Source organism: Thiogranum longum (genome assembly GCF_004339085.1).
In the GTDB taxonomy this organism is placed as follows: Bacteria; Pseudomonadota; Gammaproteobacteria; order DSM-19610; family DSM-19610; genus Thiogranum; species Thiogranum longum.
Window position 1 is genome coordinate 1,979,304 of sequence record NZ_SMFX01000001.1, and the last position, 20,672, is coordinate 1,999,975.

Sequence of the window (20,672 nt, forward strand, 5' to 3'; positions counted from 1 at the left end):
CGATGAACAAGACTCGTCAGGCATGGCATTTCGTCCCTCCCATATTAATTGTTGTGCTGTTAGTAATGATGTTTGACCACTCATACGCCCAGAAGCTCCCAACTGCCCCTGACAATCGTTCAGAAACCGAGGACACCGGTGAGACCGGCCCCGCCGAGAACGGCTGCCGCAAGTACAAATTGGCTGCAAAGGGCGAGATGCCCAGTGGAATTTCCCTTGGCTCACTCGATGATCCATCCAACATCACCCTGAGTGGCACCGCATCGATGAGCGACCGGACAATCACACTCACAGACAATCTTGGTCAGTCGGGTGGTGCCTTTTATGCGTGCAAAATAGAGCTGGGCGGCAATGCCTCGTTCAGCACATCGTTTCAATTCCGCATTTCGCAACCGATGGGGGCCACAGACAACGACAAGATTCAGGGCGCCGACGGTATTGCTTTTGTCGTACAGACCTCGTCGGCAAAAATTGGCGGGTACGGCGGCGGCCTCGGTTTACAGGGTCTTGAACCCAGCCTGGGTGTCGAATTCGATACCTGGACGAATGGCTGGGATGCAGACGGGAACCATATCGGCATTGATGTTAACGGAGACCTGACTTCAGCACTTGCGCTGCCGGTTCCGACACCGATGAATAACGGTGCAGTCTGGCGGGCCTGGGTCGACTACGATGGCATAGGCAAGCAACTCAGCGTCCGTTTATCGAATGGTCAGAACCTGACCCACAGGCTCGACCTGGAAGCCCTGTTGCAGTCACGCGAGGCATACGTCGGTTTTACATCGGGTACCGGTTCGGCGGGCAACCTGCATCAAATTCTGTCCTGGGATTTTATCGGGCAATTTGCACCGGACCGGTTTCAGCCGGGAACACCCTCTGAAAGTCACTCCGCACAAGGTGCCAGCGCAGAGGAAACCTATTGATGCTATTCAGGCAGGCATTAATGGCCTTTCCCGGTAAAACACTGCTGGCGCTGCTTGTCAGCGCCGGGCTGGTGTTTTTATCACCATTGATAGCGGCAGATGACAGCCCCGTACAACCGGTTAAAAAAACCATTAAACCACCGGCCAGTTATTCACTGAACGAGTTCCTGGGCTTGTGGGAATCCGGGAAGAACAACGATCCCATCGCACTCGTACCACAGGACCCCGAAGTTGAAGCTTTCATCTACCGTATTGAGGCCCATACCAACAAACGGATCTGGAAGGGGACGTATACACCTTTTCAAGCAGGCGATATTCGTCGCGAGCATGAAGGTGATATCGAACTCAAGTACACGCCAACGGCCGACGAGATCAACCCGGAGATTCCCGAGTGGGCAAGAAAGCAGGTTGCAGGGACATTAACGTGGAGCCTGCAGCTCAGTAAACCACCGCAATGCGGCCAGCCATCACTACTCGCCAAATGGTACCCGGGCGAAGTGCGGTGGAGTGATGGCGACGCGACCACAGAACGACGCGCCTGGGTAGCGGGAGAAGGAAAACCTCGCGGGGGGACAATTCGAAAAATTAAACTGGAAATGCCGGATGCCCTCGCCAGCAGTGTGCTGTTGCTAAGGCTGCCGCTTCAGACCGACGCCCTGCAACGCCCTCTTGAAGGGCTGGTTGAAGGACAGCTGTTCCATGTTGATGTGTACCTGCCGTACAAGGTCGCCAGGGCACAGGGTGAAAACCTGTCTGTTTCGGTCAGGGGCCAGGACGGTGGCCTGACCGGCACCCTCCAGTTGAAGTCCGGCGCCATGCGCAAAGGACGGCCGGTTCACTACACACACTACGTACCGGCCATGATGGGTGACAACCCGACATTTGCCTCCCAGTCCTACCTGAATGAAATCGGCAACCACTGGCAACGACTGGACCTGGATTTGATAAACGGCGAGGTCGTCAAGTTCAGTTTTGGTGAGGCCATGGAGCGGGTTCGTGTCTACAAAACACCTCTGAAGCGCAAGCTCGCAAGATACATGGAATCCATCCCCCGCCTGCGCGGCCTTTTCTCAGAGGAGATGACCAGCCCGGTAACACTTAAACCGGCCAAAGAATCTGCCCACACCAAATTGCAGATGTTGAAGAACATGGATTCCATCGTACATAACCCGACCATGCCCGAATATCTACGGCTCGAAGTGGCGGAACGCTACCAGCCCCTGCTGAACCATGACTACAGACTTCAGCTCCCGCGCGAGATCTATATCCACGGGACACCCTACCCGGCTGCTGGCAAAATCGAGGACGATTACACTCGCCTGGGGAAAAATTTACGCAGCGGTTATTACGATAACGTGGTGTGGACCGGCCACTACGAAATGAACACCATTACTGTAAATGTCAGCTGGCTGCAGAAAAAGAAAATACGCAATGCACTGAACGCATTTCATAAAGATATTACCTATGCGCTCTACGACTGGACGCTGGAAAACGCTGCACTGGGCATACCGAATACCCATATCAGTTTTGGCAACTTCGGTGAGCTATACAGCATCTTCAGCGGGAATGACCCTTACGGGAAAAAACTGGGCCAGTCGGAGCGGCTGAGAATCGCCAGCAGTGTATTCTTTTCTTCACTTCTCGACTGGTCACAGGGAAAGTACATTGATCATCTCAGCGAAAACACATCGGCGAAACATGATCTGCAACAAAAGCGGAAATTCGAACACGAAGTCATCGACCATCAATTAAAAGCCATAAAACAGAAAAAGGCACTGGAAGGGAGAATGCCGTCCTCGGTGTCCAGCGAAAAGCTTGCTATTGCAGAACCCGTGTTAGCCAGCCAGCCGATTGATAACAACAGCCTCCCACCCGTGCGATGCGGCGTTCCCGACACCCCGGATTCATCAAACCTGCCACAACACGACCCGTCCGACCTGAACGCCGTCAAAGCCATGTATGGCGAGAACGCAAACTATGACACGGGGCAGACGCCTGAATGGACACCGCAACAATTCCAGACCTGTAACCAGGGCGCCATTGCCATTGGACATGCTGAACAAACGGGCAATCACCTTAACGAATTTTCCGCATTGAAAGTGCTGGTCGAGGCGGGTGAAATATCCTTCGATGACGTTAAACCCTCTTACGCCAGCCACCCCATGGTAAATGGCTGGAAAGAAGATTATTCCATCGCCCTGATACACGCTATGGAGGGCGAAACATTACAGCTCCCGAACGGAAAACTATTGTCCAATGAGGCATTGGCCACGTGGCGTAAAAACGGCTGGCGTATCAAACAGGTCGTTAACGTAAAAAACAGCGACTATCTACATGCAGTAGATGTACAGAAGTTTACCCGTAATGCCGAGGGTTGCATTATCGATGTCGAGTTTGGTGACAGCGCCTATGGCCGGCGCATCAGTATGCCGGTAAGGGACTTTGATGATTTAAAGGCCGATTACCCCCTGCTGTTGTACCGCTTTAAAGATAAAGACGGCAACCCCGCCGGGACAGGAAAAACCAGGCTCTCCAAAAAAAGCCCACTGGATTCAACCGCAGATAGCCACAGCGAGGGACGCATCCCCAAAACCTCAAACAAACGCTCCGATCCGGAAAGCTGGATATATACGCATAAAAGGGATTTGAAACCCATCGTGGAGGATTTCTATAAAGGGAAAGACGAACCTGTCCCGCCACTGCACGTGACCCAATTGAGCGGATTCAAGGGCATTATCAAGGATCGTTATCTTACGCTGACCAATGGCGCCAATTTCAGCCGTGAAGGCATTGGGGTCTCGCGGGTCGGACGGTATGCGATTCGCGTGAGAAAGGGCAGCGAAGGATATGTGGAACTGGTGCCTTCGGGTAACGCAACCGGGCTGGTGGCCATTTACTGGAAAGATGGCATCGGCAACGGCACCCGAAACACGGCAAGAATCCCTGCCAAACACCTGGAGTATTTTGACCCCGGTACCGGCCCGGGGACAGAAGCCTGGAAGGCTATTCCGCAGCCACCAGGAAACTAGCGATTTGTGGTATAATGCCCTTGTTCCAAATGGGGGCGACCTGGCTTCGACGTGGGTTGCGAAACCTGAGGTGCATGCCGAGGGACAGATTACCTCGTAAATCCAGCTGTAACACTTATAGTTGCCAACGACGACAACTACGCTTTAGCCGCTTAAAAACCGGTGTAAAGCCTTCGGCCCGGCGCGTGCCTGTACGCCCGGATCACCGGAGTCATCCCATACAGGATCGCGCTGAAACTAGTCCGGGGTGGATGCGCTAAAACCTAATCCGGAATCGCTGTCTGTTTTCCCTGCCCGTCGGGTAGCAGCCAGTTAAATTTAAAGACGTGGATAAGCATGTAGAGCCAATGGCAGAGGGCTTGCGGACGCGGGTTCGATTCCCGCCGCCTCCACCAACACGATAGCCCTGGCATGATACCAGGGCTATTTTTTTATGGGAGAACCATGGATGGCTTCTTACCGGACAGTTAACAAACTCTCGCCCACCGATACAGCCTATATCGCAGGCCTGATTGATGGTGAAGGCACTGTCACCCTGTGCCGGAAGCATTGTAACGAAAACCATCAACTCGCCATCAGTATCAGCAATACTGAAATCGAACTGCTGGACTATGTTATCAACACCATGGGCGCCGGCAAGATAATGCGTAAACGCACAACAAAACAGCATCACACGCCAAGCTTCAGTTATGCCATCTAGAACCGTCAGGCGCTAGCCCTGCCGGGACAGGTTTTACCGTATCTGAGAAAGTTAAAGGGAGTGCCGGTACTGCTCGTCACAACACTGATTCATTGTTCTTACTGACCAAGCCGGGATGGAGCCTGGTTGCCTATTGAGTGCACCGGCACTGGAAAGTCTGCAAAAGGTGATTTTGCCTTTTTCGAGACATTGCGATCACGGAGACCGGAACTATTGCCCCAGCGTGGATAGTTGTCGGTAAATGTCTTCAGGTAAGCAACAATGTCGGCTTCATCCTCGGGCGAGAGTCCCAAATTACCCAGCTCCGTGATATTGCGGGTTGCATGGAACTCCCCTTCAGGCCAGCAGGTCACCCCAAAACCAGGATGTGTGGCATCCGCCGGATCGATACAACGATCTAATACATCACGGGTATTGTAAAAATGTACGACCTCTTCCAGTGTCTTGAACACACCATTGTGCATATAGGGCGCTGTCAGGGCGATATTTCGCAAGCTCATGACCTTCTGCCGGCCTTCGGTCTCGGACAGTGGAGATGGCTCACCTCGTGCCGCTTCCAGGTTCGGGTTGGCCCGTAAACCCGGATCAGCATCCGGGTTGCCCGGGATTTGTGGATTGGCCGGCACACCAAGGTTGTCGTAACTGAAGTCAGTGAGCAATGCGGGGGTACCGTCGCCCTCGATACCCTCTGTCGTATGGCAAAGACCGCACAATGCCCGGCCATCGAACAGGTCAGCCCCGCGCTGCTCTGAATCGTTATAACTTGTTATGCCAGCGGCTTCGAAATCAAATTTTGAGTCAAAACGGTTAAATTCCCTGCTGCGTTCAAATGCGGCGATCGCCTCGGCCATGGCCTGATAGGCGTTAGCCACCCCCGGACTGTCCTCATTGAGACCTGCCAGATCGATGTTGTAGCGTTGCTTAAACAGTTTCCGGTATTTTCTGTTTTCCTTTAGTCGCTCGATAACACTCCATTCGTTCGGCATCGCCATTTCTACCGGATTAAGTAATGGAGCTTTAGCCTGCTCAACCAGATCAGCCGCCCTGCCATTCCAGAATTGACCACCAAAAAAGAGTTCTTCTTCGCTATCCCGGAAAAAGACCGGGCTGAATGCCGCGTAACCAACGCTGGGTGCATTCAATGATCCGAATTTGCGCACAAGAGAGCCGTTGGATACCGATGTACCGTCCAGTACATTGGCCGCGTCAACAAATCCCGGAGTGATCGGCTTAAGTGCCATCGTAACGCTGGAATCGTCGTCTGTATGATGTTGTGCTACTGGCACATCAATACTGTCCAGTGCATGACACGACATGCACGATTGATTTCTGTTGAATGAAAGATTGATGTCCTGAAAGAGTAATTTCCCCAGTTTTTGTTCCCTGGTTTGATTTGCAGCGTAGACCGGATTGGCGATCGTTATAGTCGCGATTAATATGAGCGAAAGGACTTTCATGTCTGGAAATTTCCCCTGAGTAGATAAGACAATAGATGCGAATAGTAATTATTCGCATTTAAGCATTATCTTTCTTCTTTTTCAACGGGCGATAACCGGCGAGGTCCGCTACTCCCTCAAGACCGCCTGGCGTGATGGCACTACCCATGTGATCTTCGAGCCCTTGGACTTTATCGCATGCCTCACCGCCCTTGTACCAAAATCCAGGGCCAACCTCGCCCGCTTCCACGAAGTCTTCGCGCACAGTCCGGCAGAATCCAACATTCTAATGGTTGGAAATCCACCGAATCCGGGGTTTACACTTCCTATACGCATACCCTGACTCAGATCGAATTCGTGCTTACGATGGGTGCGATCACATCGATTTCAGGATTGCCACTTGTAGACAACATCGTAGTAATGCCCACCAGCAGGGTGATCTGCAAATTTGTCTCGAGAAATCTCTCTATATCCATGGCTGGCCAGGTTTCCCTGTCAAGTGAGCGGGATCGAGCAGTGATTCAAGTTCTGCGCGGCTGATGCCGGTCATCTCCTCGGCCACATCGAGCACCGGTCGTCCCTCTGCCCAGGCACGTCTGGCTATGGCGGCACTTTGTTCATACCCGACAACAGGATTCAAAGCCGTCACCAGCACCGGGTTATACATTAATCCGCGGGCCAGCTGTTCAGGGTTGACGGAGAAACCACGGATGGCCTTTTCATCCAGTGCACGCACCGCGCCGGTCAACAGTTTGATACTCTGCAACAGCTCATAGGCCACCAGCGGCAACATCGTGTTCAGCTGGAAATTACCGGACTGCCCGGCGACGGTGATTGCTGTATCACTACCGATCACCCGGGCACACACCATGGCCACGGCCTCCGGTATCACCGGGTTCACCTTGCCTGGCATGATGCTGCTGCCGGGCTGCAGCACCGGCAGCGTGATCTCACCCAGCCCGGCAAGTGGACCGGAGTTCATCCAGCGCAGATCATTACTGATCTTCAGCAGGCTTACTGCCAGTGTCTTCAGGTGACCGCTCATCGCCACGGCGGCATCCTGCGTGGCGATGCCTTCAAACAGGTCTGCATTGATAACGAAGTCGATCCCGGTCTCGCGCGACAGCAATATAGCGACTCGCCGCCCGAAATCAGGGTGCGCATTGACACCGGTGCCAACCGCGGTGCCGCCGAGGGGAAGCTGCCGCAGGTGCTGCATGCCCGACGTGATGCGTTGCATGCCCTTTTCTATCTGGGTGCGCCATGCACCCAGCTCCTGGTCCAGCCGTACCGGCAAGGCATCCATTAAATGCGTACGACCGGTCTTTACCCTGCCGGACAGCTCCACGGCACGGCTGTCGAGCGTGGCACGTAGTTGTTCCAGCACCGGTAACAGGTCATGGTGCAGGCCAATGCACGCGCTGATATGGATAGCGCCCGGGATAACGTCGTTTGAGCTCTGGCCCAGGTTGACGTGATCATTGGGATGCACGCTCAGCCCCGACCGCATCGACGCCAGGCGTGCAATGACCTCGTTGGCATTCATGTGGGTGCTGGTGCCCGACCCGGTCTGGAACACGTCCACAGGAAACTGTTCTTCATGCTGACCAGCGGCGATTTCGTCCGCGGCCGTGCTGATGGCCCCGGCCATAGCGGTATCCAGCAGGCCCAGGTCTGCATTGACCCTGGCCGCAGCGGACTTGATCCTGCCCAGCGCACGAATAAATGGTCCCGGCATGCGCAACTCACTGATCGGGAAATTCTCCACCGCACGCTGCGTCTGCGCGCCGTACAATGCCTGCGCCGGAACGCGCAGCTCACCCAGGGCGTCATGTTCAATACGGTAGCGTTGCGACATCGTTGCCAGACCTCCGTCTACCTGAAACCGGTGTGTCATAACAATTATGCGATGCTATTGATAAAGCATACTTTCGCGTTGTTTGGGGATAAGGAGGATTTATGACCTTCCAGACGGGACAGCGTGTCTATACTTTGCTGTAGGTAAATAACAGCAGGCCATACCGTTGTGTCCGGACGTCAAACCACCAGGGTCATCCATATCGCGCTCCTTGTCGTGGTAGCGGGATTGTTCAGTGTTGAAGCCGCCGGGGAAACACTGGAACGCGAATACGGCACGAACCCTGCCCGGACCTGGTACCCGGAAAGTGCGATTGATACGCCCGATGCTCCGAATATCGTCCTTAAAGCGTCCGATGCGGATGACGCGCCGCTGCACGCCTATCGGCTGAATGAACGCACCTGGTTTCTGTTCGGTAACATTGCAGATCTCGATGCGTACAACCGTGGCTGGAACGGCAATGCCGGATTTGTGGTCACGGATGACGCTGTCGTAGTGATCGATGCGCTCGGCACACCTAAGCTCGGAGAGCGCTTGATCGCCACGATAAGATCGGTCACCGACAAACCCATCCGCTATTTGATTGTGACGCATAACCACCCCGATCACGCGTATGGGGCGGTCGCCTTCAAACGGCTGGGTGGTGTGACGATTCTGTCTCACGAAGGCGTGGAACAGTATCTCAATTCAGGACACTGGGAACCCTCGGCGGACTTTCGCCGCTCCATCATTGCGCCGGATATGAAGGGATTCGAGGTTGTCTTGCCCGATATCACGATCGGCGGCAAGCCGTTCTCCAGGTATTCAATCCAGGTTGGCGGCGTCACTTTCAATATCTACAACGTCGGCCCCCACCACTCCTTCGGTGATCTGGTGGTACAACAGGTCGAGGACAGGATCATCTGGGTGTCAGATCTGACGTTCAACGGACGCACCACCTTCATCGGTGACGGCAACAGCCGGCAGGCCCTGGAATCTATCGACTGGCTGAGCCAGTCGTTCCCGGATGCCTGGCTTATGGTGCCAGGTCATGGCAGTGCCCAGACCGCCCCCTTCCCCATGATCGGGAAGACTCGATCCTATATCGAACGGTTGCGCAGCGTCATGGCACAAGCCATCGAGGATGGGCTGGACTTGCAGGAAGCTGTCGAACAAGCCGGGTTCGAAGACTGGAAGGACACAAGGCTGTATAGAAGCAATCATCGCCCCAACGCCAGCTTCATTTACCGGGAAATGGAACTGGAGTTGTTCTGAGCCGTTCAGCGCAGTCTCACCGCAACCGGTTCAGCTGCCAGGTTGAACCCTCATCCTTACGACACAACCCGTAGCGGAACGGCGGTGTCATATAGGGCAGCACATAACGCAAATCGGTGAACCATACACAGTCCTCGATGGCATTCATCCTGACCCTGTATAGCACCGGAAATTCTGCGAATCGGCGGAAATAATCGAGTTGGCTGTTCTCCCATAGCTGGCGGATACGGTCAGCGGCAATCTTGTCCTTGCCAAACCGGTGCCAGGTGGTCCAGAGCAGATCGTCGGGTGACCGGTAGGTCTGCTTTACCTTCGCCCAGAACCCCTCTCCTTTACCCGCTTTATGATAACCACCGGCAAGATTGACATAGGTCACCTCATATCGCTCACCCCTGTCCACGATGATCTTCCAGTTGAACGGGGAAAAGGGTTGCGGCAATGCATGTACCTGCGCATCACCCGCGCCCTCCTGCAACAGGTGTGCTTTGGCAATGACAAGGGCCTGCTGCCTGAGCAGCGCCTGAAAAACGACATAGGCCACCAGCACAACCAGGCTGATGGACGGAATAACGCTAGCGGCTTTTCTTGCCCCGGCGACAACACCGATCAGGGCAATCAGGGTAAACCAGGGGTCCAGGATAAATGTCGTGCCGATGCTGGCACGCCAGCCGGACAGGGGCGCAAGTATCTGTGTGCCAAAGACGGTGATAAGGTCACTGAAGATATGCGACACCATAGACACTGCTGCGAGCAGGGTCACAAACCGCCATTCACTACGCTTGTGGAACAACCATGCCAGCGTGACTCCCACCAGCAGCGCCCACAAAGGCAACATGACAAATGAATGGGTAATGCTACGGTGCCACAGGGTGAGATACACCATGGGGTCGATCCAGGACGCAACATAATCAATGTCCGGAAACGCGCCGGCCACTGCGCCGATCAGCATACGCTGCCGGTCGGTCAGGGTATGTGTTGATTGTCTTGCAGGGAATACCGCACGAACAACCAGCGCACCCAGCAAACTGTGGGTGATGGTATCCATTTAACGGGAGGTGGACGTATCCGCGAGCAGCCAGCGCGCAAAGGTCTTGAGATACATGGCCGTCAGGGTGGACTCTTCGAGGATACGTTGAATCCCGGTGGTATCCAGGCAGGCCGCTTCACGGAACCACTGCACCGTGCGACTGATACGCATAAGGCCAGGAACCTGCAAATGGATATGCCCGAATTCCAGCTTGTAGGCCAGCATCTGCCGGGTAAGACGGCGGTGGGGTGCCAGTGCATCGAGCCAGCGCGTAACGACACGCTGAAAGCGCTCACGTTCCGGGAGACCCAGAAATGCTTCACTGGCAGGTTCACGAAGCACCGCCTGGTCTGCCCGGTCAAACCAGGCCTCGACCAGGTCGTCTTTTTGCGGATAGTGGCGGCGAATATCGTCGAGTGTGATATCCAGTTGCTCCGCGATATCGTGCAAGTGAACCGCTTCCCACGACGATGCCTCTCCCAGCTCAAGGGCCTTGTCCAGAATACGATCAGCCAGATTTGCCTTGCGGGATGCCATGACAGCTGGCCCTCAGACCTGTTTTGTCTTGCTGGATAGCGCTTCGATCAGATCCATCGGTAACGGGAAAACGATGGTACTGGATCGTTCGCCGGCAATTTCCGTCAATGTCTGCAGGTAGCGCAGCTGCAATGCCTGGGGTTGCTTTGAAAGCGTCCTTGCTGCTTCCAGCAGTTTCTCTGCGGCCTGCATTTCACCTTCGGCATGGATGACCTTGGCGCGCCGGGTACGTTCGGCCTCGGCCTGTTTGGCAATGGCCCGTATCATGCTTTCGTCCAGGTCAATGTGTTTGATTTCGACATTGCTGACCTTGATGCCCCAGGCGTCGGTCTGCTGGTCGAGTGAACTCTGAATATCGGTATTGAGACGCTCACGTTCCGCCAGCATTTCGTCCAGCTCGTGTTGCCCCAGTACGGAGCGCAGCGTTGTCTGGGCCAGCTGACTGGTCGCCTCATAGAAGTCCTCGACCTGGATGATGGCCTTCTCGGGCTCGATGACGCGGAAATAGACCACCGCATTCACTTTCACCGAAACGTTATCATGAGAAATCACATCCTGGGTGGGAACATCCATGACGATGGTGCGCAGATCGACCCTGACCATTTGCTGGATAAGCGGGATAATAATAAAGAACCCGGGACCCTTGACCTTCCAGAAACGTCCGAGAAGAAAGACGACGCCGCGTTGATATTCGCGCAGTATCCTGATGGCAGAGACGAAAAACACCACCACCAGTACCAGGACTGCGTACAGAGCATATGCTGTCATGATGCTTCCTCCTGTATTGGAGTCTCCAGCGGTTCTACCCGCAGGGTTAAACCTTCGATACCGGAAACCTTTACCTGTTGACCCTTGTGCAGCGGCACGCTGCTGAGTGCCTGCCAGGACTCGCTGTGAAGGGAAACCCTGCCCTGATGATCAAAGTCAGAAAGTACAGTGGCTTTGGCACCAACCAACTCTTCCAGCCCGCTCACCACCGGCCGACGACGTGCCTTTATCGCCATACCAATGACGACAATAAAAACCAGTGCACTGATAATAGCGAAGGTAACAATTACCGAAATATCAATACCAAAACCCGGCACATCGGTATCCATCAGAAAAACGGACCCGACAATAAACGCAATGAGTCCACCGATACCGAGCACGCCGAAACTGGGTTGAAAGGCCTCACCGACCATGAGCGCTATACCCAGCAGTATCAGTCCCATACCGGCATAGTTGACCGGCAGCAACTGGAAGGCATACAACGCCAGCAATAAAGAAATAGCGCCGACCGTGCCCGGGGCGATGGCACCCGGGTTGGAGAATTCCAGGATCAAACCGTAGATACCGATGAGCATCAGGATATAGGCGACATTGGGATTGGTGATAATACTGAGAAAACGGCTGCGCCAGTCCGGGGTGAGTTGATCGATAACCGATCCGGTAGTCTGCAGTACACGTTTCTGGCCCAGCACTGTCACTTCGCGGCCGTTCACCTGTTTCATCAGGTCCGCCATGCCGGTTGCAACAATATCGATAACGTTCAGCTTCAAGGCCTCACTCGCCGGTATACTGGCGGCTTCACGCACGGCTTTTTCCGCCCATTCCTGGTTGCGTCCACGCAATTCTGCCAGGCTGCGCAGGTAAGCGACCGCATCATTAATCATTTTTTTGCTGCCGGCATCCGGAGCGGCCGCTCCGGTTGTTTTGTCCTGCTCATCTTTCCTCTTGCTGTCAGGCTGTGGCAGTCCACCGATCCGGATCGGTGTGGCGGCGCCAACATTGGTACCCGGTGCCATGGCAGCGATATGACTGGCATACAGGATGTAGGTGCCGGCGCTGGCCGCCCGCGCACCGGTCGGCGCCACATAGCTGGCGACAGGTACCGGGGACGTCGTGATGCTCTTGATGATTCCGCGCATGGACGTGTCCAGGCCACCCGGTGTATCCATGCGAATCACGACCAGTTCGGCATGGCGCCGGGCAGCGGATTCGAGGGCTCGCTCGATATAGTCATCGGTTGCAGGGCCGATAACGCCTTCGATGCTGAGCTGAATAACAGGATTATCCGAACTGCTGGAAGATTCCACCACCAACAGCAGACCGGCCGCCACGAACAACGGTAGGGACAAAAATACCCGCATCAGTCTCGGCATCTATTGGACTCCAGGTATGACGTATTAAGCATAGCCCAGATGCATTAGATGAGTTTGTTTTTGCTCACATACTCCCTTATATGCAATGGCTAACTGGACATCCGGTGTCCACTGGTCGTTTTATGATGTCGGGGTTTTTTCTGCCTGGCCAGTTGCGTCTAGCTACAGGCTGTCTCCGGTTGCCCGGATTGTTGCAGGCACTCATCGTCCTCATAGCTTGCTCGCCTTCTGTCGCCGGCAGTTTTCAGGTATTCGGGGCCTTTTTGTCTCCTGTCACCATCATATTTCAGGTGTAGCCTGCGTTTATCTCTCCTGTCGCCCATCGGTATGATGTTGCCTGTCGGGTCGGTTCTCCGGGCTCTCCTGTCAGCAGGATATGCCGTCGTTTCAGTGTTTTGAGTATCAGCGTCGCCATTCATAAAACCGGCAAGATCCGGGTTGAGTCGAACCAGATTATCCAGTTTATTGCGTGCCGTTTCCTTGAATAAAAAGCGTACTTTCACACCCCTGCTTGCGTGGGTTGCCAGCCATTTAAAGTCCATTATTTCGTTGGTGTGCAAGTGTGCGTTTCTGGCATCCAGAACAACTTCCTGAATGTCGGGATGAATGACTTCGTTAAAGTAGCGCGAGATTTGGCTGCAAGAGTGGCACAGGATAGTACCTTCCATAGTAATCACCAGTGTCTTGCCGTTTTCAATCCTGGATGTCAGGTGTACTTTCGATACTTCGATGATGTTAATAATAAAGGTGGCCAGTATGGCAAAAGTTACGGCGGTGTAAATATCGACAACCACCACCAGGAACGCCGTACTGAAGAATATGGCAGCCGCTTTTCTGGAACTGCGCAGGTAGCGTTTCATAATGCCGACATTAACCATGCTTAACCCGCTTAAAAACAGCAGGCCACCGAGAATCGACAAGGGGATGTAGGCAATCACGAAGTCGAGGAACACAACCAGTATGATGGTGAAGGCCGCCGAGTAGAGCAAGGCACGTGACCCTGAACCCAGTTCTTTTTTTGCAATGCTTTTATTGATTGAATTGGCCACCGGGGCACCATGAAGCAGCGACAGGGCTATGTGCTGTATACCCTGGGAAAAGATATCCCGCAGCGGGTTCATGACTTCATCATCCGCTCTGATCGCCTTGGCCACAGTAATCGCCTGTAATGTACTGATAATGGCTATAACAAACGCGGGCGCAATAAAGTTTGCCGCGACAGGCAAGCTGGCCTGTCTGAAGTCGGGCAAACTGGTTGCCAGGCCCAGATTTATCCACCCGACCCGTTCAATATGAAACGAGTAATACGACTCCAGCACCAACAGCGCGACGATGCCAACAGCCAACGCGCCGATTATATTGTAACGTTTGTACTTGCTTCTGCGTATAAGCAATCCCGTGACTATGGTGATACAACCAAGTATCAATGCAAAGTAGCTGCCTTCTCCTGCAAAGCTGCCGATACCCAGGCTGATCACATCAAATACCAGCCATTGTTGATATGACAGCTGTGGCAAACCAAGCACCATGTAAAGCGTTGCCAGCACGAAGATAATGCCAATGCCTAACACCAGGCCGTCGATCAGTTCCTGGTTGAAATAGTCCGTAATATGGTATTTGGCGAATATAAAACAAAACAGCAGCTGCCAGATACCAACCATCAAGGCCAGCGAAGCAACATAACCAATGTAGAGGCCGCTCATTTGCGGCGCAAAGGGAGTAATCGCTACAGCGATTAAAATGGACGTTGCTGAATTGGGGCCACCGACAGCATAACGCGAGGCATTCAGAAAATGGCCGATAACCGCACACACGATACTCGCAATTATCATCATTACCGGCGGGATACCGGCCAGAAAGGCAAAGCCGATGCTCATCGGCAGGTTAATCAGCGCCATGACGAAACCGGGGAAAACATTCCTTGATATTTCTGCGTAGCTAAAGGGCGTCACAGGTTATCCTCTCCGGTTTTCTCGGAAAACCAGAGCTCCATAGCGGTGTTTGTCAGGTATGTATAAAAGACCGACAAGTTGCTCGCGCCGGGCGCCGCGGGTCGTGTCTGAACACTGATAAATTCAGCGATATCCAGTGCCTCCTGGGACGAAAGCAGGGGTTTTTCGTGGGTTGCGCCGGGAGGCATGTTATTCAGCAGGAAGGAAGCCAGGCGACTGGAATAGGACAAGGTTGCAGTGTGCACAAAGGCTTCGCCTCCGTTGATCGGTGGAGGCGAGAACGCAGGCACGGCATCATAACGGTCGGTACCATAGCCCGCAGGGCCGTGGCATATCTGGCATTTCTCCGCATAGGATTTCTGGCCGGCTATTATGCTGGCATGCCGGGCAGCGGTGCCACGGACATTCTGAATACCCCGACTTTCCCTGTTCTGCCCGATATACAGCCCGTTCTTTTCAGCGATCCATGCCATATACAAGGTAAGAAGCTTGTAATACTCCGAATTTGAGCCGTATAGAATTTCGTTAATCGAGTGCGCATAACACCGGGCCACGCGCATTCTGTTGGTGTAAATAATGTTATTCGAGGAATATACGCCCGGGTAATTTACCACGGCGTCGCCTATATGGATTGCGTGTTCCTTGCTTCCGCCCTCCATATGGCAGGACGAGCAGTTCATTTCGGTTTTCCAGAAACCGTAACCGGCTGGCCGGTTACGGGTTGTGTCGGTAAAAATGTTACAACCTTTCACGATATAGGGGGCGATATCACCTTTTGGCCTGCCAAGTTTTTCAAATACATTCAGGCAGGCATATGAAGCTTTCAACCCGTCCAGTTGCTGGTCAGAAAGCGCAATGCCATCGTCGGGTTCGACATTGAAAAGGCGTTTTTCCTGCCTTGCCTTTTCATAGGCGTAGACCATGATTTCGGTAATTCTTACTTCATTGTAAAAGGGTTTGGTTCCACCATAACGTTTTACGAACTCATACTGGACGGCCTTTTCGAAATCTATAATCCTGCCCGTAGCTTTATCCAGCCTCGGAAACTTTACCCATAATGCACCAAGTGAATCGGCTTTTGCGCCAGGATTGTCGTTATGGCAATCAATACAGTTTTGAACCGCATTGTCTTTATTCCCTGGCTTTAAATTGTTTGCCCGGGTGAACTGAACGAGGTTGTCATTTGATGAGTGGTAAACGTGTTGCGTGCCGTTCCAGAGCATTTCCTCATAGTGGCCCGCTCTTTCCATAGGACCAATATCCAGCCTGCAGGCCTCACAATCCGGTGACTCGCCCGGCTTGTAATCCACCCCGTGAACAAAAAATATCACGACAAGAATGGCTGCCATCACCGCTACACTGGCAACATCAGATATTTTTAATCGATATGCTAATTTAAACTTCACAACCCACCCGTGGTGCTGAAAGAACTCGCGCGTAAGTATCTTATTATTATGAAATTAAAGGATAAATGCTTTTTTGGCCCAAGTCCAAGTAAATAGTGAACATGGGAAAAGGAGTCAGATCAGTGCAGCCATGACCGCAGTGCATCACCCAGCAGGGCAACCAGGCTGACGGCATTGGTTTTATGCCGCACGCTGTTGGTACTCCACACGTGCCGGACACCGGCGTCCTTTAAAAGGCTTTCTGCGCCGGGGGCAAACAGGGCGTGAGTGACCAGCACATCGACGCTTGCCACGCCCTGTTCCCGGCAGGCCACGGCCGCCCTGGCGATGGTCTCGCCACTGCTGATAATGTCATCGAGCAGGACAACGGACTGATCGCGGAAGTCGATATCCGGTAACGTGATACTGACTTCACGGTCACCCAGGCGCTGCTTGGTGCAGGTGGCATAGCGCAAACCGTCGGGTTCAGCGACCGCCTTCACCCACTGTTCGGATTCACTGTCCGGCCCCAGCAGGATCGGGTTGCTGGCGTGTGTACGCAAAAACGCCGCCATCGCCGGTGTTGCCTGCAGCGCCAGCGCGCGTTTTGCCGGTACGGCTTGTTTCAGGTGATGCACACGGTGCAGATGCGGATCGACCGTCAACACCGTATCGAACAGGTCGGCGATAAAGCGGCCGATGATGCGCTGGCTGACAACCTCGCCCGGGTTAAACGCGATGTCCTGGCGCATATAACACAGGTAGGGTGCGACCAGGATGAGCTCCTTTACTCCCTGCTCCCGCGCCGCGCGGGCTGCCAGCAACAACTCGACCAGTTTTTCATTGGGGTGATCAAGACTGCGGTAAATGATCACCTGCGCCGGTAGCGCAACCGGCAAGGTGAGTTTTACCTCACCATCCGGGAACCGGTGCCGGTCGACAAGCTTGCACGGCATCGCCAGCGCGTCTGCCAGTTCACCGGCCTGTTCGGCGTAATCGTCAAAGCAAAGTATCATCAGGATGCCACGAATGCCTGCGGGACCTGTTCTTCATCGCCAAGGGTGTAGCCGCTGTCGCGTTGGCACAGTTGAACCGCAAATCTGAAATCCGAAGGAAACTCGGCATACACCCGGTACAGCGGTTCGTCTTTCTTCACATGTTCACCTAGCTTTTTAAACAGGTCAACGCCTGCCCCCTTGTCCATCGGTGCGCCGGCAAAACGGGCGATGTGCGCCATGTGCAGGTTATCGATACCGGTCACGACACCGTCGCGGGCTGCACAGATATCCTGGGACAGCTTGCCTGGTTCATAACTGACAGGCTGCCGACCCTGCGCCTCGATAATGGCGTTCATTTTTTCCAGTGCGCGTCCGGAATCGAGGATATCGCGTGCAATGGCGTAGCCCTTGCCTCCGCGCACGTCCGGGTCGAACTCCAGGATACGCCCGGCCAACAGCAAGGTCTTCTGACGCAGGTCGGCCGGCGCCCCGGGATCATTCTGCAACACCTGCATGACATCGCGCGCTTCCAGTACCGGGCCAATGCCGTTACCGATCGGCTGCCGGCCGTCGGTAATAATGACTTCCAGGAAGATACCGTGCCGGTCGCCAACAAATTCAAACAACCGGCGCAACGCCTGTGCTTCCCGCATATGACGGACTTTTGCGGTGGGCCCAACGGGGATGTCGATCAGCAGGTGGGTCGAACCGGCGGCCAGTTTCTTCGACAGGATGGAGGCCACAAGCTGACCTTGTGAGTCGATCCCCAGCGGCCTTTCCACCGCGATCAGGATATCGTCGGCCGGAGACAGGCGCGACGTCCCGCCCCAGGCGAGACAGCCCCGGTGCTTGCGCACAATATCGTGCAGACTGGCGATATCCAGCTCCACATTGGCCAGCACTTCCATCGTGTCGGTCGTTCCGGCGGGTGACGTAATGGCCCGGCTCGAGGTCTTGGGGATCAACATGCCGTGCGCGGCCACAATGGGTACCACCAGCATCGAAGTGCGGTTGCCGGGAATCCCCCCGATACAATGTTTGTCCGCGACCAGCGGCTCGTGCCAGTCCAGCTGCTCGCCGGACTCCAGCATGGCGCGGGTCAGAAAGTAGACCTCGTCGCGGTCAAGATCCGTCTGGCCACAGGCTACCAGGAACGCCGAGATCTCGGTTTTCGAATAGCGCGATTCGGTAATGTCACCGATAATGGCCTGGAAGTCCTCCAGCGAAAGCCGCTCGCCGGCAATCTTGCGGCGTACCGCATTCATCGACGCCGGGGGTTCCGCATGTTCGACCGAGACGATACTGCCTTCCGGCAGGCCCAGGTTTGCAAACGTCTCTTCCGACAAGCCGAGTTCATCCGGCTTGACGAAGTTTTCGTCATCCACCACATTGAGCACGGCAAGAATACGTCGGCTGTCCGCGCGGATTTCCACCTTGGACAACGCCTGAAAACCTTCCGCCCGATAGATCTCGCACTCACGGTGCAGGTAAGCAACATTCTCGCGGTAGGTATCGATCCCCAACCGGCGTACGCGCAGCGTGTCTTTAGTGTTCTTTTGATTCGCTTTTGTCATGACCGTCAGACAACCCGGGGCAAGGTGAGCAGTGCATTCTGGATTTACCGCTATTCTGGCGTATCACAGTGATAAAATCATCTGTTGCAACACACGGTTGAAGCGCTGTTTTCGAATCTGTCTATACTGAAGGTCACGAACAACTGCCAGCCTGAATCCGGCCAGGGAGCAAAGTGATGAAAACCACATTAAAAGTGATTTACCTGTGCATTCTCAGTCTGTATGCCAGCTCCACCCCCGCCGAGGAAGATGTCCTCGCCACCTTCAAAGCCATGAAGCCGGCGCTTGCCCTGGAACTGGCACAAGCCACGCTGGAAGCCTGCCGGGCCGCCAACTTCCAGGTGGCCGTTGCTGTTACCGACCGCGCGGGTGTCGTGCAGGTAATCCTGCGTGACCAGCTGGCCGGTGCACATACCCCGGAAACTGCCCGACGCAAAGCCTGGACTTCAGCCAGCTTTCGTACCGATACCAGAACAATGATGGAGGAAACACAGGCCGGCAAGGTTCAGTCCGGCGCCCGGTTCATTACCGGTGCCATGATGATCGGTGGCGGTATTCCGGTAACATCTGCCGGCTCGATTGTGGGTGCAGTGGGCGTGTCAGGTGCCCCCGGCGGTGATGATGATCATAAATGTGCACAGGCGGGTATCACTGCGGTAGAAGACAAGCTGATGTTCTAGCCTCAGGGCGTCATTGCAAGTCGCGGAGCGAATGAAGCAGACAATCCCACATGTCCAATAAAACCTTCACACTCCCCGATGCGCTGTATGACTATCTACAGGCCGTGTCCCTCCGCGAGGACCCGCTACTGCAGCGCCTGCGCGAGGAGACTGCGAACGATGCCATGTCGGTCATGCAGATTGCGCCGGAACAGGGGCAGTTCATGGCATTGCTGGTGCGACTCATGGGGGCGCGCAAGGCCCTGGAGATCGGGACCTATACGGGATACAGCGCGTTGTGTGTCGCCCGCGTACTGCCGGACGATGGCACACTAGTGGCCTGCGATATCAGCGAACCCTGGACGGCGATCGGAAAGCGCTACTGGCGTGAAGCCGGCGTGTCGGACAAAATCGACCTGCGGCTCGCCCCCGCGCTGGAAACGCTGGACCAATTGATACAGGCCGGTGAAACAGGCCACTTCGATTTTGCCTTTATCGACGCGGACAAGGAAAACTACCTCGCCTACTACGAGCGCGCACTCACACTGCTGCGACCCGGCGGGCTGATGGCCATTGACAACACGCTCTGGTCAGGCAGCGTAATCGATGACAGCTGCCAGGACACAGACACCTGCGCCATCCGGGCATTCAACGAAGCCCTGCATACCGACACCCGGGTAGACATCAGCCTTGTACCGATTGCCGACGGGCTGACACTTGCCCTGGTGCGGTAGTGGGCCCGCTATACCGCTATCTCCAGTAGCCTGGATAACCGTAACCGCCATAGTACGGGTAGTAACCGTTGTTCCCGTAGTAGTTGCCGTAGTAATCACCATAGTAATCGCCGTAACCCCGGCCTCGACCGTAACCCCGACCGCTGCCACGCATGTTGAAGCCGATGTCGAAATCAGCATCACCGAACATATCACCGAGGACATCGCCCCAGCCATCGTCCCAGCCATTACCACCCCAGCCATCGCCCCAGCCGCGATTATAATAAGGACCATTATAAGGACCATATCCATATCCTGGACCCCATCCCGGGCCGCCCCACCAGGCTTGCGCATTACCCAGTGGTAGTGCAACCGCTCCAATCACCAAAGCGGCAAGCAGCATCTTTTTTAATGTAAACATAACCATACCCTCCGACATCTGAATAGTTGCATTTGCAATGAATGAGTTACTGCACGTAGATACTG

The 20,672-nt window shown here is 54.6% G+C and carries 17 protein-coding genes, 1 other RNA gene and 1 pseudogene; 8 read left to right on the forward strand and 11 right to left on the reverse strand.

Translation table 11 applies throughout. The features are described from left to right. The first annotated feature begins 68 nt into the window (after window positions 1-68). The 4 genes from DFR30_RS09745 to DFR30_RS09760 all read left to right on the forward strand — a co-directional run bounded on the left by DFR30_RS09745 (window position 69) and on the right by DFR30_RS09760 (window position 4,652). Window positions 69-923 (forward strand): L-type lectin-domain containing protein, encoded by an 855-nt coding sequence (locus DFR30_RS09745; protein WP_207891870.1) that lies wholly within the window; start codon window positions 69-71, stop codon window positions 921-923. Then, window positions 923-3,952, forward strand: a complete 3,030-nt coding sequence (locus DFR30_RS09750; protein WP_132972732.1) for a hypothetical protein — start codon at window positions 923-925, stop codon at window positions 3,950-3,952. The genes DFR30_RS09745 and DFR30_RS09750 overlap by 1 nt, the downstream gene beginning before the upstream one ends. Window positions 3,953-3,983: 31 nt before the next feature. Then, window positions 3,984-4,347: a transfer-messenger RNA gene (gene ssrA / locus DFR30_RS09755) on the forward strand. A 38-nt stretch (window positions 4,348-4,385) separates the two neighbouring features. Beyond that, entirely contained in the window at window positions 4,386-4,652 is a 267-nt protein-coding gene (locus DFR30_RS09760) for an LAGLIDADG family homing endonuclease (protein WP_132972734.1), read from the forward strand. A 98-nt stretch (window positions 4,653-4,750) separates the two neighbouring features. Here the strand turns inward: DFR30_RS09760 and DFR30_RS09765 are convergent, their stop codons facing one another. Beyond that, on the reverse strand, window positions 4,751-6,109 hold the full coding sequence (locus DFR30_RS09765; RefSeq protein ID WP_132972736.1) for a cytochrome-c peroxidase: 1,359 nt from the start codon (window positions 6,107-6,109) through the stop codon (window positions 4,751-4,753). 97 nt (window positions 6,110-6,206) lie between these two features. Here DFR30_RS09765 and DFR30_RS09770 point away from each other — a divergent pair. Next, window positions 6,207-6,350 (forward strand): annotated as a pseudogene (locus DFR30_RS09770) (transposase); the annotation flags it as partial. A 204-nt stretch (window positions 6,351-6,554) separates the two neighbouring features. On the opposite strand, the gene DFR30_RS09775 reads toward DFR30_RS09770, so the two are convergent. Then, the gene (locus DFR30_RS09775; protein WP_132974449.1) at window positions 6,555-7,946 is read right to left on the reverse strand and encodes a class II fumarate hydratase; all 1,392 of its coding nucleotides are present in this window, start codon (window positions 7,944-7,946) and stop codon (window positions 6,555-6,557) included. 168 nt (window positions 7,947-8,114) lie between these two features. Here DFR30_RS09775 and DFR30_RS09780 point away from each other — a divergent pair, with 168 nt between their 5' ends. Beyond that, entirely contained in the window at window positions 8,115-9,200 is a 1,086-nt protein-coding gene (locus tag DFR30_RS09780; protein WP_165869163.1) for an MBL fold metallo-hydrolase, read from the forward strand. 16 nt (window positions 9,201-9,216) lie between these two features. Here the strand turns inward: DFR30_RS09780 and DFR30_RS09785 are convergent, their stop codons facing one another. The 8 genes from DFR30_RS09785 to DFR30_RS09820 form a co-directional block, all read right to left on the reverse strand. After that, entirely contained in the window at window positions 9,217-10,245 is a 1,029-nt protein-coding gene (locus DFR30_RS09785; RefSeq protein WP_132972740.1) for a metal-dependent hydrolase, read from the reverse strand. After that, window positions 10,246-10,764 carry a hypothetical protein gene (locus DFR30_RS09790; RefSeq protein WP_132972742.1) on the reverse strand — a complete coding sequence of 173 codons (519 nt, stop codon included), beginning with the start codon at window positions 10,762-10,764 and terminating at the stop codon, window positions 10,246-10,248. 12 nt (window positions 10,765-10,776) lie between these two features. After that, entirely contained in the window at window positions 10,777-11,532 is a 756-nt protein-coding gene (locus DFR30_RS09795) for a slipin family protein (protein WP_132972744.1), read from the reverse strand. Beyond that, a complete protein-coding gene (locus DFR30_RS09800) occupies window positions 11,529-12,905 on the reverse strand; it encodes an NfeD family protein (protein WP_132972746.1) in 1,377 nt (458 codons plus the stop codon). Before DFR30_RS09800 ends, DFR30_RS09795 begins: the two co-directional genes overlap by 4 nt. A gap of 158 nt (window positions 12,906-13,063) precedes the next feature. Further along, complete coding sequence (locus DFR30_RS09805) at window positions 13,064-14,857, reverse strand: SulP family inorganic anion transporter (RefSeq protein ID WP_279386902.1); 1,794 nt, start codon at window positions 14,855-14,857, stop codon at window positions 13,064-13,066. Beyond that, window positions 14,854-16,263 (reverse strand): c-type cytochrome, encoded by a 1,410-nt coding sequence (locus tag DFR30_RS09810; protein ID WP_132972750.1) that lies wholly within the window; start codon window positions 16,261-16,263, stop codon window positions 14,854-14,856. The genes DFR30_RS09805 and DFR30_RS09810 overlap by 4 nt, the downstream gene beginning before the upstream one ends. A gap of 119 nt (window positions 16,264-16,382) precedes the next feature. Further along, window positions 16,383-17,258, reverse strand: a complete 876-nt coding sequence (locus DFR30_RS09815) for a ribose-phosphate diphosphokinase (RefSeq protein ID WP_132972752.1) — start codon at window positions 17,256-17,258, stop codon at window positions 16,383-16,385. Continuing rightward, window positions 17,258-18,814, reverse strand: coding sequence for a thymidine phosphorylase family protein (locus DFR30_RS09820; protein ID WP_132972754.1), 1,557 nt, complete (start codon window positions 18,812-18,814; stop codon window positions 17,258-17,260). Before DFR30_RS09820 ends, DFR30_RS09815 begins: the two co-directional genes overlap by 1 nt. A 176-nt stretch (window positions 18,815-18,990) precedes the next feature. Between DFR30_RS09820 and DFR30_RS09825 the strand changes: the two genes are divergently transcribed. Further along, a complete protein-coding gene (locus DFR30_RS09825) occupies window positions 18,991-19,494 on the forward strand; it encodes a GlcG/HbpS family heme-binding protein (RefSeq protein ID WP_132972756.1) in 504 nt (167 codons plus the stop codon). 50 nt (window positions 19,495-19,544) lie between these two features. After that, complete coding sequence (locus DFR30_RS09830) at window positions 19,545-20,207, forward strand: class I SAM-dependent methyltransferase (protein ID WP_132972758.1); 663 nt, start codon at window positions 19,545-19,547, stop codon at window positions 20,205-20,207. Between the two features lie 16 nt (window positions 20,208-20,223). Here the strand turns inward: DFR30_RS09830 and DFR30_RS09835 are convergent, their stop codons facing one another. Next, window positions 20,224-20,607 (reverse strand): sulfur globule family protein, encoded by a 384-nt coding sequence (locus tag DFR30_RS09835; protein WP_132972760.1) that lies wholly within the window; start codon window positions 20,605-20,607, stop codon window positions 20,224-20,226. Window positions 20,608-20,672 lie beyond the last annotated feature (65 nt).